Consider the following 13,683-nt stretch of genomic DNA (forward strand, 5'->3'; position numbering starts at 1 on the left):
GCGGTCACGGGGCTGGACTTCTCGCCCGTGACCGCTTCATCGAAAACTCCGCCGGTTCCGCAACCCCCCGATCCCCGCTGATCGGGGGCGTACCGATGGCCTACGCGCTGCTGAACGTCGTGCCGATCGCGATCGTCTTCCTCGTCTTCCAGCGGTACTTCGTGGCGGGCTTCGCGCGCAGCGGGATCAAGTGAGGCCCGGCGCCATCGGGGGCGGGCGCCGACGGAGGGACCGCCGCCTCGCGGCGTTCCGGGTCGCGCGCGAGACGCTTGTGCTCATACGTATTCATGAAACACGATCGTTACCGGCGGATGTGCGCGCTTAGGCTTCCCTAAGGGCTATGCATACGTATACGGTTTGGCCATGTCATCCACCAAGAAGCGCGCTATCGCCCTTGCCGCCGTCGCGGCCGTGGGTGCACTCGCCCTCTCCGGATGCGGCGCGGGTAGCCGCACGGGAAACGCGAATGCCACCGAGGTCACCTGCGACTACACCGCACCCGAATCCGCGACCACCGTCAACGTGCTCGCCTACAACTCCTCCGCCATCGACCCCTTCACCGACACGATGGTCTCCAGCTGCACCAAAGATGATGTCACGGTCAAGCACGACCCCATCGACTTCGGCGGGCAGGTCACCAAGACCACGGCGACGCTGTCGGGCGAGACCGGCAGCTACGACATCGTCGAGACCTACGGCTTCGTCATCCCGAGCCTCGCCGTCGACGACAAGCTGGTCCCCCTCGACGACCTGTTCGACGAGTTCGCCGACGAGTACGACCTGAACGCCATCAGCGAGTCGATGCGTCAGGGGATGTCGTACGACGGCAAGCTCTACGCTCTGCCGATGCAGGCGCAGATGTTCGTCATGGCCTACCGCACCGACGTGTTCGACGAGCTGGGCCTGGAGGTGCCGCAGACCTTCGACGACATGATCAGCGCCGCCGAGGCCATCAAGGCTTCGGGCAAGATGCAATACCCGATCGCGCTGCCCTGGCTCGCCACCGCTGATGTCACCACGAGCTTCCAGGCCGTGATGAATTCGCTCGGCGGCGACTTCGTCGACGCGAGCGGCAACGTCACCCTCGACACCCCGGAGGCCAAGGAGGCCCTGCAGGCGATGCAGAGCCTGCAGCCCTACATGGACCCGCAGGTGACCACCTTCGATCAGCCGAAGGTGCAGCAGCAGATGTACAACGACACCGCGGCGATGTCCATCATGTTCTCGGGGCGTATGAGCGACCTCACCAAGGCCGAGAACAGCAAGCTGTCCGAGAACTTCGGTTTCGCCGCCCCGCCGAAGGTGTCGTCGTCGGCGCCGTACCTGTACGACCGACTCTCGATCGACGGGTGGTCGATCCCCTTCAACACGAAGCTCGATCACAAGATGCTGTTCGAGATGATGGCCTCGGCCGTCAGCGAGGACGCGTCGAAGGCGTCGGTCCCGGCGGCCTACCCGGCTCGCGAGGGAATGGTCACGACCGACAACTCGCCGTACGGCCAGGCGGCCAACGACTCCATCGCGGGGGCGATGCCGCCCGTGGTCTCGCCCGTCCTGGCCCCGATCAGCAACGAGATCACGCCGATCGTGGCGCAGTTCCTGGCCGGCGGGATGTCGGTCGACGAGGCGACGGCGCAGATGCAGGCCGCGGGGGAGAAGATCGCGGGCTGACGCCCGCGATCGCCCGCACCCACCGGTGAACAGGTGAGCCCGGCCCGGTCGACGACGACCGGGCCGGAGCCCACTGAGAGGAGTCGTCCCGTGAAAGCCCGCGAGTTCTGGGTGCTGTTCGCCCCCAGTCTGGCCATCATGAGCGCCCTGCTCGTGTTCCCCCTCCTGCGCACCGTGCAATGGAGCTTCGAGAATGTCCGCTACGGCGTCCCGGGGACGTTCGTCGGTCTGGCGAACTTCACCGACGCCCTCGGCGACCCGCGTTTCCACCGTGCCGTCGTCTTCACCCTGGTCGTGACGGTGGTGACCACCGTCATCCTGCTGGTGTTCGGCTACCTGATCGCCATCGCGGTCAACACCCTCCGCCTGTCCCGGCCCCTGGTGCTCGGCATCATGCTCGTGTCGTACGTGCTGCCCAACCTGGTGGGAGCCGTCGCCTTCTCGTGGCTCTTCGACGACAATTTCGGGGGCGTTGTCAACCGGTTGATCGGCCTCCTCGGCGGCACGCAGGTGCTCTGGTTCACCGATCAGGTCCCCAACGCCCTGCTCGTCATCCTGAACACCGTCTGGCAGATGCTGCCGTTCGCGATGCTCATCATCCTCGCCGGCCTCCAGGGTGTGCCCGTGGAGTTGCGCGAAGCCGCCCGCATCGACGGTGCGAACGCGTTCCAGACGCACCTGCAGGTCATCATCCCCACCATGCGCGGGGTACTCGGGTTCGTCTGCCTCATCACGATCATGGACGTGCTGCGCATCTTCGACGCGCTGATCCCGTTGTCGCCGCAGGCGGAGACCATCGGCAACGAGTCGATCATGCTCTACGTCTATTCCGTCGCCTTCGCGAACGGGGCGCAGGCGCTCGGTCTCGGCAGCGCCATCAACGTGCTGACCATCCTGCTGATCCTGGTCATGCTCATCCCCTTCATCCGGGGCATCTTCAAGGAAGCGAAGGCCGCCCGATGACCCTCCGCACCGAAGCGCTCTCGACGCGCGCCATCACGACCGGCGACATCGAGGGCAAGAACCGCCGACCGCGGCCGCGACGACGTATCCGGGGCGTCACGGGGGTGCTGCTCGGCATCCTGTGCTTCCTCATGCTCAGTCCCTTCGTGTGGATGACGCTGTCGGTGACCAAGCCGACCGACGTCGCCTTCGCCAACCCGCCCGTCCTGTCGGGCTACGAGCCGACGCTGAAGGCGTTCGTCGACCTGTGGGAGACCACCTACTTCGCCGACTACCTCGTGAACACCCTGTCGGTGGCGGTGATCTCGACGCTGATCGCCCTGGTGATCGGCATCCCCGCCGCCTACGCGCTCTCGCGGTTCCCGAGCTACATCTCGGCCCTGCTCCTCGTGCTGGCCTTGATCTTCCGCGCCTTGCCGCGATTCGCGGTGGTGCTGCCGATGTACGACATCAGCCGAGCGCTCGGCATCTACGACACCACCTTCGCGCTGGCCATCGCCCTCGTCGCAATCAACCAGCCGTTCACCATCTGGCTGCTCCGCAACTTCTTCGCCGAGATCCCCCGCGAGCTCGACGAGGCCGCGATGATCGACGGCTGCACCCGCATCGGCATGCTGCGGCGGGTCATGATCCCGCTGATGGGTCCCGGCATCCTGACCGCCGGCATCTTCGTCTTCCTGTTCGCCTTCCAGGAGTACCTGACCGCGCTCGTGCTGACAGACACCTCCTCGAAGACCGTGCCCGTGTTCATCGCCACGCAGCTCGGACAGACGCTGCCGATGCTGCAGCAGGCGGGTGCGGCCTCGATGCTGCTGACGATCCCCGTCGTGATCATCGCGTTCATCGCGCAGAAGTACCTCGTGGCGGGCCTCAGCGACGGTGCGGTGAAGGGCTGACGGTGTCGGCTGCGCCGCTCGTCCTGCTGGCGGGGATGAACTGCACGGCCGATCTCTGGACGGGGTGCGGGCTCGACGACGCCCTCACCCCGGCTCTGGATGCCGACGACCTCGACGCCCAGGTGGACCGGTTGCTGCGGCGGTTGCCGGCACGATTCGTCATCGGCGGCCTCTCGCTCGGGGCCATCCTGGCGATGGCGCTGGCGATCCGTGCGCCCGAGCGCGTCGTCGGTCTGTGCGTGACCGCGGCCAACGCGAAGGCGCCCACCCCTCGGCAGTACTCGGGGTGGGCGGCCTGGCTCGCCCGGCTGTCGGCCGGCGAGACTCCCGCCGCGCTGCAGGCCGACATCCTGCCCGCGCTGCTGTCGGCGACCGCGCTCGCCTCGCGCCCCGACCTCGTCGAGCGGACGCTGCGCATGGGCGAGGAGACGTCATCGCGCGCGCTGGCGGCGCAGCTGCGCCTGCAGGCGAGCCGCGTCGACCTGCGGCCGCGGCTCACCGCCCTCTCCGTGCCGACTCTCGTGATCGCCGGGGCCGACGACGCCTTGTGTCCGCCGAGCTTCCACGACGAGATCGCCGCATCGCTGACGGGCGCGCACCAGGAGCGGCTCGTGGCGGGGCACCTCGTTCCGCTCGAGCGGCCCACCGAATTCGGGGGGCTCGTACAGGCGTGGCGCGCCCGTGTGGAGTCCGAGTCCTGATCAGTCCGCGGCCGCCCGGAGGCCGCGCAGATGCGTCATGAGCGACGCCGCGAGGTTGTAGACGACGAGGCCCGCCCCGTCGTCGAACGCCGCGACGGCCGCGCCGGGGGTGCCCACGATGTCCATGCGGATCTTGCCCGCCGCCGCGACCGCGCGATTCACGGCCGCGGTCGACTCGGGCACGGAGAGGTCGTCGGGACCGGTGGATGCCGCGAGGTCGGCGGGGCCGATCATGATCCCGTCGAGGCCGGGCGTGGCGACGATGGCCTCCGCCGCGGAGACGCCCGCCGGCGACTCGATCATGCCGAGGACGAGGGTGTTGCGCAGATACCAGTCGCGGTGGTCCGCGGGAGGGGTCTCGCCGAACCGCCCGGCGCGGCTGTAGGTCGCGAAGCCGCGGGTTCCCACGGGCGGATAGTGCGTCGCCGCGACGACGGCCGCGGCCGCCCGCGCGTCGTCGATGTGCGGAACGAGAACGCCCTGGGCGCCCTGATCGAGCGCGCGCAGGATCATGCCCGGCTCGTCCTCCCCGACACGCACGATCACGGGCACCCCGTGCACGGCGGCGACGGCGATGTGCTGACGCAGCGCGATCACGTCGGCGGGTCCGTGCTCGGCGTCGATCAGCACGAAGTCGAAGCCCGCGACCGCGAGCATCTCGGCGAGCTCCTCACCCGGCATGCGCAGGAGCGCGCCGATGAGCCGCTCTCCGGCCTCGGCGCGGGCGCGGAGGGACACCGGGCGATCGGACGCCTGGGGCGCGCTCACGCGATCATCCCCGCCGAGAGGTCGACGTCGGCCCCGCACATGCCCGGCATCGCCAGCATGGCCACGACCGCCGCGCCCACCTCCGCCTCGGTCACCATGCGTCCCAGCGCGGCGCGCGACACGAATGCCGCCTCGGCCTCAGCGGCCGTCCCGCCCGAGCGTTCGGCCTCGCGGCGGAAGTTGCGGCTCATGCGTTCGCCGTCGACCGGCCCCGGCGACAGCGTGTTCACGCTGACCCCCGCGGGGCCCACCTCGAAGGCCAGGGTGGCGGTGAGCCCCAGGACCGCCATCTTCGACGCGGTGTAGGGCGTGCGGTGGGCGAGCGGCCGCTTCCCGGACACCGAGGCGAGGTTGATGACGTCGCCGGCTCCCCTCGCCACCATCGCGGGCAGGAATGCCCGGCACATCAGGAAGATCCCGCGCACGTTGACCGCGAAGACCTCGTCCCAGTCGTCGACGCCGATGTCGGTGAGCGCCGCGACGGGCCCCGCGATGCCGGCGTTGTTGACGAGGATCGACACCTCGGTGGCGGCGAGGTCTTCGCTCAGCCGGGCCACGGAGCGCTCGTCGGCGACGTCGCAGACGAGCGCGCGCGCCGGCCCGGGCAGTCGATCGACGACGGCGTCGAGCGCATCGCGCCGGCGGCCCACGACGACGAGGTCGGCCCCGGCCCTCGACAGCGCATCCGCGATCGCCGCTCCGAGGCCGCTCCCCCCACCGGTGACCAGGGCGGTGCGCCCGGCGAGGTCGGTCATCGGGCTCCCGCCGTGCTCTGCTCGATCCAGGGGAAGCTCGCGCCCCCGTGCCGCCACGCCCGCGCGTCGCCCGAGCGGGCATGGCCCTCGAACAGCTCCACGCGTGCGGCTCGCCCGCACACCTCGCCCAGCATCGCCGATGACGCGGGGTCGGTGATCTCCTGGTACGTGATCGTGCGCAGGTACTTGCCCACCCAGAGGCCCCCGGTGTACCGGGCGGCGCCGAGCGTCGGAAGCACGTGGTTGGTGCCGATGACCTTGTCGCCGTAGGAGACGCAGGTGTTCTCGCCGAGGAACAGCGCCCCGTAGTCGTGCATCTTCTCGAGCGCGATGCGGGGCTCGCGCGTGAAGATCTGCACGTGCTCGAACGCGAAGGAGTCGGCGAGGGCGTACGCCTCGTCGAGGTCGTCGACCACGATGACCTGACCCCAGTCGCGCCAGGCGGGCCCGGCGTAGTCGCGCGTGGGCATGCCCGGCAGGATCTCCTCGACGAGTTCCATCACGCGCTCGCCGAGGGGGCGGGAGGTCGTGATGAGCACAGCCGGCGACTCGGGACCGTGCTCCGCCTGCGAGAGCAGATCCACGGCGGTGAGGAACGGGTCGGCGTCGTCGTCGGCCACGATGAGGATCTCGGTCGGCCCCGCGAAGAGGTCGATGCCCACCTCTCCGAACAGCTGCCGCTTGGCCTCGGCGACATAGGCGTTGCCGGGCCCGGCGATCATGTTGACCGGCGCGATGGTCTCGGTGCCCACCGCCATGGCGGTGACCGCCTGCACCCCGCCGAGGATGTAGATCTCATCGGCGCCGGCGAGCTTCATCGCCGCGACCGTCGCCGCGGGGATCTCGCCCCGGATCGGCGGGGTGCACGCGACGACGCGGGGGACGCCCGCCACCTTGGCCGTGATGATCGTCATGTGCGCGGATGCCGTGAGGGGGTACTTTCCGCCGGGGATGTAGGCGCCGGCAGCGCGCACGGGGACGTGCTTCTGTCCGAGGTGCACGCCGGGCAGGGTCTCGACCTCGATGTCGACGAGCGAGTCGCGCTGCGCCTGTGCGAAGGTGCGCACCTGTTCCTGGACGAAACGGATGTCGTCGATGACCTGCGGGTCGAGGGTCGCCATGATCTCCGCGACGCGGGCGTCGTCGAGACGGAAGGGCTGCTCCCACCCGTCGAACTGCGACGCATACCGGCGCACCGCTGCATCCCCGTGCGCGCGGATGTCGTCGATGATCGTCCCCACCCGGGCGGCGACATCGCTCTGCGCGGTGTCCGTGAACGATTTCGTGGGTGCCGTTTTCAGGTACAGGGGCATCTTCGCGTCCTTCCATTGCATACGTATGCGTCCATCATGACTGCGTATGCACACCGGGTCAACCTTTCGCTAGACTTCCCTCCTCAGCACTGAGTCGCCAGGGGGAGCCATGGCCGTCACGAGCAGAGACGTCGCTCGACTGGCCGGCGTCTCGCAGCCCACCGTCTCCCGTGCCCTGCGCGACGACCCGCGCGTCTCCGAGGAGACCAAGAAGCGCGTCCGCGACGCGGCGGTACTGCTGGGGTACGTGCCCAGCGAGGCGGGGCGTGCGCTGTCGTCCGGCCGGACGCGTCGCATCGGCCTGCTCGTGACCGACCTCGAGAACCAGTTCTACTCGCACATCATCGCCCCCCTCCATCGCGAGCTCGAGGCCCACGGCTATCAGCTGGTTCTCCACACCGAGACCACCGACGAGTCGGTCGCCGAGCGCCTGATCGCCAACGGTCTGGACGGCGTCATCCTCGCCACCACCACGGTCGAGTCCGTCGTCCCGCTGCGCCTTCGCGACAGGGGCCTGCCGTTCGTGTACTTCAACCGCACAGCGGCCCTCGTCGATGCGGACGCCACGGTGGTCGCCCCCGCGTCCGGACTGCAGGATGCCGTGGACCGGGCCCTCGCCCTCGGGCATCGGCGCATCGGAGCCGTCCTGGGTCCGCAGAACACCAGCACGGGCCGTTCGCGCGAGCGCGCGCTGCGGACCGCGCTCGCGGACCGCGGGATCGCGCTGGACGCCGCCTGCGTGCGCCACGGACCGTTCGACACGGCCGCAGGCGACGCCGCAACGACCGAGCTGCTGGCGCTCGAGGACGCCCCCACCCTCATCTTCTGCGGCAACGACGTCATGGCGTACGGCGCGCTCAACGCCGCTCGACGCGCCGGTGTGACGGTGCCCGACGGGGTGTCGATCGTCGGCTTCGACGATCTGCCCCCGGCATCCTGGCCCCTCATCGAGTTGTCGACGATCGCCTACGACTACGTGCGCATGGCGCGCGAGGCGGGCCGGTTGATGGTGCGACGCATCGAGGATCGGCCGGAGGAGTACGCGCACGTGGAGTTCGCGACGACCTTCGTCGAACGCCGGACCCTGGCCGCGGTCCACTCCCGCTGATCGGCTGACGAGGCCCCGACGAGCGGGGCGGACGAGACGCGCGGGAGTCTTGCGCCTCGGTTGTGCATACGCATACACTGCCGACATCGCCCCGCGCCCACCCGGCGCCACACCCGAAGGAGCCTCGAGTGCCTCTCGACCCGGTCGCCTACCAGCCGTACGCGGATCCCGATGACTTCATCCGCGAAGTCACCGATCTGATCTGGGTGGACCGTTCCATCAGCTTCATCCGCGACAACTACGAACCCGACTCGATCGTCCACGGGGCCTACGGCACCTCGACGACCCGTGACGAGGTCATCGAGGGCACACTGATGCGCATCTCGGCGACCCCCGATCGCACCGGGCAGGCCGAGGACGTCATCTGGGAGGCACGCGGAGACGACGCCTTCCTCAGCTCGCATCTGGTGCTGTCGGGGCACCTGCAGTCCTCCGAATACAGCCGCACGATCGCCAACTGCCTGTACCGCCGCGGCCGCATGGTCGAGGAATGGGTGGTGCGCGACACCCTCGCCGGCGCGCTCGTGCTGCAGAGCGATCTCGACGAGCTCGCCCGTGCGCAGGCGTTCCGCGGCTACACCGGCACGTGGACCGAGCCCGCTCCGGCCGACCCCATCGCGGTGGGGGACTCCGGGCCGCGACCCGACGACTACCGTCCCGAGGTCGAGCGCGTGGTCGAGATGATCCAGACGGTGTGGAACGACCGCGACCTGCAGAAAGTGGAGAAGTTCTTTCACCGCGACCTCGTGCTGCTGACGGTCGGCAACCGCCTCGTCATCCGTCCGGAGGGCTATCGACGCGCGCTCCTGCGGTTCCTCGAGTCGTTCCCGGCCGGGCGGTTCGAAATCCGCGACATCCAGACCAACTACGACGTGCGCTACGCCGGTCTGCGCGTCGCCGTCACGTGGAAGTTCGTCGGCGACTACAACGGCGTCGCGAACTACGGACCGCTCACCGGCCGGCCCGTCGACGTGCTGGGCATCTCGCAGTTCACCTTCCATCAGGGCGCGCTGGTGAAGGAAGTGCGGCTGTGGGACGACATCGCGCTGCGTGCGCAGATCGCCGGAATGCGAGGCGACGAGCCCGTCGTCCTCGGCAACATCTACTGATCCAACGAAGGAACACATCATGAGCACCGACCACGTGAGCCCCTCCACCGACGTCGATGGGGCCGAGATCCAGCGGCGCACCATCCGCAAGAGCGATTGGGCCCCCCACAACGCGGCCTTCATCGACTGCCGCACCCCCGGCTCCGACCGCAAGTCGAACTACGCCTTCATCGGCGGCGGCGTCTCGCAGAACGCGGGCCAGGTCATCAACCTCACCGAGGAGCACGGCTTCAACACCGGCGCCGCGGGCATGCCGAACGGCATCTCGAACAACCTGCACCTGCACTTCACCGCGGAGGTCTTCGTGAACCTCGGCGGCGAATTCCGTCTGCGCTGGGGCATCGACGGCAAGCAGGGGGAGTACGTCAGCACCGACGGCGACATCATCTCGATCCCCACGTGGATCTTCCGCGGTTTCACCAACGAGGGTCCGGACGACGGCATCCTCTGGACCGTCCTCGGGCGCGATGTGACGGGTGGCATCATCTGGGGACCGTCGGTGCTGAAGGAGGCGGAGTCGTACGGTCTGCACCTCACCGCCGACAATCAGCTGATCGACACCGTGGCCGGCGACGAGCTGCCGCAGGACGTGGCGCTGATCAAGCCGATCCAGCAGAAGTACATCGACGAGCTGACGCCGTTCTCGGTCGAGCAGATGCGCGAGCGGGTCATCCAGCCCGGCGACCGCGTCTACAGCGCGAACGCGCTCCTGTGCGCGAGCCTCCCGGGCGGTGCCGCCGAGCTGAGCCTGGCCATCGGCTACGGCATGACCGAGGACCGCCGTCAGGTCCCCCGCATCCACGAACCCCACTCCTTCAACATGGCCTGGGTCCGCGCCGTCGAAGACGAAGGGATCCTGCGTCACCGTCACGACAAGAACCAGGCGTTGCTCGTCAAGAGCGGACGCTGGGCGGTCACGTTGAACGGCGATCCCTCCACGACCATCGAGCTCGACCCCTGGGATTCCTTCTCGGTGCCCGCCGGTGCCTGGCGGGCGTTCCGGTGCATCGAGGCCGGTGACACCGGCGCCGGAGAGCTGCTCGTGGTCAATTCGGGCGACGACCGGGTGTACCTCGAATGGGCCCCCGAGGTCGTCGACGCCGCTCGCGACGCCGATTGGATGATCGACCCCAACGGCTACCTCGCGCCCGTCGGCGTGATGGTCACCGCGACGGAGGACGACTGATCGCCCCGCGCGAGCTCGTCGTCGCCGCGACTTCCCCCCGCATCGTCGTGGGGGAGGTCGCGGCGAACCTCGATGCGGCGCGCGCCGCGGTCGGCGATGCCGCCCGGGCCGGTGCGCGTCTGATCGTCGTGCCCGAGCTCGCGCTCAGCGGTTACGTCTTCGCCGACGCCGCGGAGGCCCGGTCCGCGGCGGTGTCCCGCGACGATCCCGGCTGGGAGACGATCGCGAGGGAGCTGCCCGAGGAGACGGTCGCCGTCGTCGGATACGCCGAGGATGCCGGAGCCCGGCTGTTCAACACCGCCGCCGTCCTCACCCGCGACGGCCGCCTCGGCGACTACCGCAAGTCGCACCTCTGGGGGGAGGAATCGCTGTTCTTCGCGTCGGGCGACGCCGCGGGAGCAGTGGTCGAGACCCCGGTCGGGCGCATCGGAGTGGCGATCTGCTACGACAACGAGTTCCCCGAGGTGCCACGGCGGCTCGCTCTCGCCGGGGCGGAGGTTCTGGCGCTGCCCGTGAACTGGCCGCTGGTGGATCGGCCGGCGGGGGAGCGCGCACCCGAGACGATCCAGGCGATGGCGGCGGCCCGCTCCTCGCGGCTTTCGACCGTGATCGCCGACCGACACGGTTGCGAGCGCGGTGTCGCCTGGACCGGGGGTACGGCGATCATCGACGACGACGGGTGGGTCGCGGCGGCGCCGGCCGACGGTGTCGGCACGGTCATCGCGACGCTGCGCGTACGGCATCCTTCCGACAAGTCCCTCCCGCCGTTCAACGACCTCTTCGCCGATCGGCGGCCCGAACTCTACGGCTGAGCTCCGCGTGCGCGCGTCGCGCCGCCGATGCCTGGCGGCCGCCGTCGCCGTCGTGCGTCAGTGCACCGCGATGCGTCCCGCACGGGCGTGCAGCATGTCCCGCGCCATCTCGGCCAGACGTCCGGCCGCCGGCGACAGCTCCGTCCCCTCCCGCCGCGCGAGAGCGATCGTGTCGTAGAGGGGTTCGGCGAAAGGGACCACCCGGATGCCGGGGGGAAACGCCGGCGAGTCGGCGATCGAGCGCGAGACGATCGTGTCGGCGGTCCCGGAAGCGACCAGGCCCAGCGCGGTCTCCACGTTCTCGACTTCGATCGCGGGTTCGAGGGCGAACCCCTGCGCGCTCGCGCGCTCGCGCAGCTGACGGCGGGTGGGGTCGTCCCAGCCTGCGTAGGCGTCGTAGAGGACGAGCTTCGCGGCGGCGACCTCGGCCATGCCCACGGGTTGCGTCGGGGCGTCGGCGCGCGCCGAGGCGAAGACGACTTCGTCACGCAGGAGGGGGGTGATCGACAGGCCCTCGTCGTCGACGGGGAGCACCAGGAGACCCGCCTCGATCTCGCCCGCCGCGAGGGACCGTGCGACGAGGGCCGAGTTGATGCCCACGAGTCGTACCCGCACCCCGGGGTGGCGCTCGTGGAAACGCTGCAGCAGATCGGACAGGTCGTAGTAGGCGGCGTTGCGCAGCACGCCGAAGGTGCAGGTGCCGGACTCGAGCGCGGTGAGCGCGCGCATGGCCTCGACGCCGTGGTGGATCGCGCCCACCGCCCGCTCGGCGTGCGGGCGCAACGCGAGGGCGGAGTCCGTCGGCACGAGGCGGCGCCCCCCGCGCTGGAAAAGGCGCACGCCGAGCTCGCGCTCGAGGCGCGCCACCAGCTCCGACACCGAGGCCTGCGTGGAATCGAGCTCGACCGCGGCGGCCGTGAATGAGCCCCGCTCGAGAGCGGTCAGGAAGGCGCGCAACTGGGCGATCGTCATACCCAATGGTAAAACCTGTGGATGCCATCGCATCCATCGTCCTTGTGGGGGATGATGTGGCGCCCTAGCGTTCAACCATGCGATTCACCCCCGCGCTCCTCGAGCGACTCGACGGCTCCTTCTCCCACCTCAAGACCCCGCTCATCGACGCCCCTGCCGCGCAGCGCGACCCGGCGGTCATCCAGACCGTCTCGGAGATGCTCGGCGACATCGGGCGCCGCGGAATGGATGCCGTGCTCGACTACGCGCGTCGACTCGATCGCTACGAGGGCGGCGACATCGAACTCACCGCGGCGCAGATCGCCTCGAGCGGCGAGCGTCTCGCCCCCGACCTGAGGGCCGCCATCGAGCTGGGCTCCGAGCGGACGAAGGCCTTCGCCGCCGAGCAGCGCGACCGCCTGCGGGACTTCGAGACCGAACTGGTCCCCGGGCTGGCCACGGGCGTGCGCTACGTGCCGGTGTCGCGCGTCGGCGCCTACCTGCCCGCGGGGCGGTTCCCCCTCACCGCGAGCGCCTTCATGACGGTGGGCGTGGCGAAGGCGGCCGGCGTGCCGACGGTGATCGCCTGCACGCCCCCGCAGCCCGACGGGGGCGCCAACGACGCCGTCGTCTACGCCGCTCACCTGTCCGGGGTCGACCGCGTCTTCGTGCTGGGCGGTGTGCAAGCGCTCGCCGCGATGGCTTACGGCCTGCTCGGCGACCTCCCCGTCGACATGCTGGTCGGCGCCGGCAACGCTTTCGTCGCCGAAGCGAAGCGCCAGCTGTTCGGAACCGTCGCCATCGACCTCCTCGCGGGGCCGTCCGAGGTGGCTGTGCTCTCCGACGACAGTGCCGACCCGGAGATCGTCGCCGCCGACCTGCTCGGTCAGGCCGAGCACGGACCCAACTCGCCCGCGGCGTTGGTGACCACCTCGCACGAGCACGGCCGGGCCGTGATCGCCGCCGTGGAGCGTCAGCTCGCGACGCTCGCCACGGAGCCGATCGCCGGTCCCGCGTGGCGCGATTACGGCACGGTGACGGTCGCGGCCGACCGGGAGACCGCCGTCGCGCTCATGGACGACCTGGCTCCCGAGCACCTCGAGGTGATCACGACCGACGACGACTGGTACCACGACCGCCTCCGCAACTACGGCTCGATCTTCCTCGGGCCGTGGAGCACCGTCGCCTACTCCGACAAGGGCATGGCAGGGACCAATCACGTGCTCCCCACCGCGGGTGGGGCGAAACACAGCGCGGGTCTGTCGGTGTCGCGGTTCGTCAAGCCGCTCACTTACCAGCGCATCAGCCGGGCCGCGACGCCCGCCCTCGCCGAAGCGGTGCAGACGATCTCCGATTCCGAGGGCATGGCCGCGCACAGCGCCACGGCGACGATGCGTCTGGCGACCTACGCGGAGTGAGGACGAAGCGGGTGCGCCGTGCGCGTGCCCGC

At 69.8% G+C, this 13,683-nt stretch carries 13 protein-coding genes; 9 read left to right on the plus strand and 4 right to left on the minus strand.

Going from position 1 to position 13,683, the window contains the following annotated elements; translation table 11 throughout:
• The first annotated feature begins 567 nt into the window (after positions 1-567).
• The 4 genes from B0B15_RS03035 (at position 568) to B0B15_RS03050 (ending at position 4,231) form a co-directional block, all read left to right on the plus strand.
• Entirely contained in the window at positions 568-1,671 is a 1,104-nt protein-coding gene (locus B0B15_RS03035) for an ABC transporter substrate-binding protein (RefSeq protein ID WP_371113244.1), read from the plus strand.
• Positions 1,672-1,761: 90 nt separating this feature from the next.
• Positions 1,762-2,634, plus strand: a complete 873-nt coding sequence (locus B0B15_RS03040) for a carbohydrate ABC transporter permease (protein WP_076673229.1) — start codon at positions 1,762-1,764, stop codon at positions 2,632-2,634.
• Positions 2,631-3,530 carry a carbohydrate ABC transporter permease gene (locus B0B15_RS03045; RefSeq protein ID WP_076673230.1) on the plus strand — a complete coding sequence of 300 codons (900 nt, stop codon included), beginning with the start codon at positions 2,631-2,633 and terminating at the stop codon, positions 3,528-3,530. The genes B0B15_RS03040 and B0B15_RS03045 overlap by 4 nt, the downstream gene beginning before the upstream one ends.
• A gap of 2 nt (positions 3,531-3,532) precedes the next feature.
• Positions 3,533-4,231 (plus strand): alpha/beta fold hydrolase, encoded by a 699-nt coding sequence (locus B0B15_RS03050; RefSeq protein ID WP_076673231.1) that lies wholly within the window; start codon positions 3,533-3,535, stop codon positions 4,229-4,231.
• On the opposite strand, the gene B0B15_RS03055 is transcribed toward B0B15_RS03050, so the two are convergent.
• The 3 genes from B0B15_RS03055 to hisD (B0B15_RS03065) are packed head-to-tail and all read right to left on the minus strand — an operon-like array spanning position 4,232 to position 7,067.
• Positions 4,232-4,999, minus strand: coding sequence for an HpcH/HpaI aldolase family protein (locus B0B15_RS03055; RefSeq protein WP_076673232.1), 768 nt, complete (start codon positions 4,997-4,999; stop codon positions 4,232-4,234).
• The gene (locus B0B15_RS03060; RefSeq protein WP_076673233.1) at positions 4,996-5,754 is read right to left on the minus strand and encodes an SDR family NAD(P)-dependent oxidoreductase; all 759 of its coding nucleotides are present in this window, start codon (positions 5,752-5,754) and stop codon (positions 4,996-4,998) included. The genes B0B15_RS03055 and B0B15_RS03060 overlap by 4 nt, the downstream gene beginning before the upstream one ends.
• Positions 5,751-7,067 (minus strand): histidinol dehydrogenase, encoded by a 1,317-nt coding sequence (hisD, locus tag B0B15_RS03065; protein WP_076675110.1) that lies wholly within the window; start codon positions 7,065-7,067, stop codon positions 5,751-5,753. The genes B0B15_RS03060 and hisD (B0B15_RS03065) overlap by 4 nt, the downstream gene beginning before the upstream one ends.
• A 109-nt stretch (positions 7,068-7,176) precedes the next feature.
• Between hisD (B0B15_RS03065) and B0B15_RS03070 the strand changes: the two genes are divergently transcribed.
• The 4 genes from B0B15_RS03070 (at position 7,177) to B0B15_RS03085 (ending at position 11,282) form a co-directional block, all read left to right on the plus strand.
• On the plus strand, positions 7,177-8,175 hold the full coding sequence (locus tag B0B15_RS03070) for a LacI family DNA-binding transcriptional regulator (RefSeq protein WP_076673234.1): 999 nt from the start codon (positions 7,177-7,179) through the stop codon (positions 8,173-8,175).
• A 128-nt stretch (positions 8,176-8,303) separates the two neighbouring features.
• Complete coding sequence (locus tag B0B15_RS03075; RefSeq protein ID WP_076673235.1) at positions 8,304-9,284, plus strand: ester cyclase; 981 nt, start codon at positions 8,304-8,306, stop codon at positions 9,282-9,284.
• A 19-nt stretch (positions 9,285-9,303) separates the two neighbouring features.
• Complete coding sequence (locus B0B15_RS03080; protein ID WP_076673236.1) at positions 9,304-10,470, plus strand: cupin domain-containing protein; 1,167 nt, start codon at positions 9,304-9,306, stop codon at positions 10,468-10,470.
• Positions 10,362-11,282 carry a nitrilase-related carbon-nitrogen hydrolase gene (locus B0B15_RS03085; RefSeq protein ID WP_083708933.1) on the plus strand — a complete coding sequence of 307 codons (921 nt, stop codon included), beginning with the start codon at positions 10,362-10,364 and terminating at the stop codon, positions 11,280-11,282. The genes B0B15_RS03080 and B0B15_RS03085 overlap by 109 nt, the downstream gene beginning before the upstream one ends.
• 57 nt (positions 11,283-11,339) lie before the next feature.
• Here B0B15_RS03085 and B0B15_RS03090 read toward each other — a convergent pair whose 3' ends face one another.
• Complete coding sequence (locus B0B15_RS03090) at positions 11,340-12,254, minus strand: LysR family transcriptional regulator (RefSeq protein ID WP_076673237.1); 915 nt, start codon at positions 12,252-12,254, stop codon at positions 11,340-11,342.
• A 77-nt stretch (positions 12,255-12,331) separates the two neighbouring features.
• Between B0B15_RS03090 and hisD (B0B15_RS03095) the strand changes: the two genes are divergently transcribed.
• Positions 12,332-13,651, plus strand: coding sequence for a histidinol dehydrogenase (gene hisD / locus B0B15_RS03095; RefSeq protein ID WP_076673238.1), 1,320 nt, complete (start codon positions 12,332-12,334; stop codon positions 13,649-13,651).
• Positions 13,652-13,683 lie beyond the last annotated feature (32 nt).

It is taken from the genome of Microbacterium sp. RU1D (genome assembly GCF_900156435.1).
Classification (GTDB): domain Bacteria; phylum Actinomycetota; class Actinomycetes; order Actinomycetales; family Microbacteriaceae; genus Microbacterium.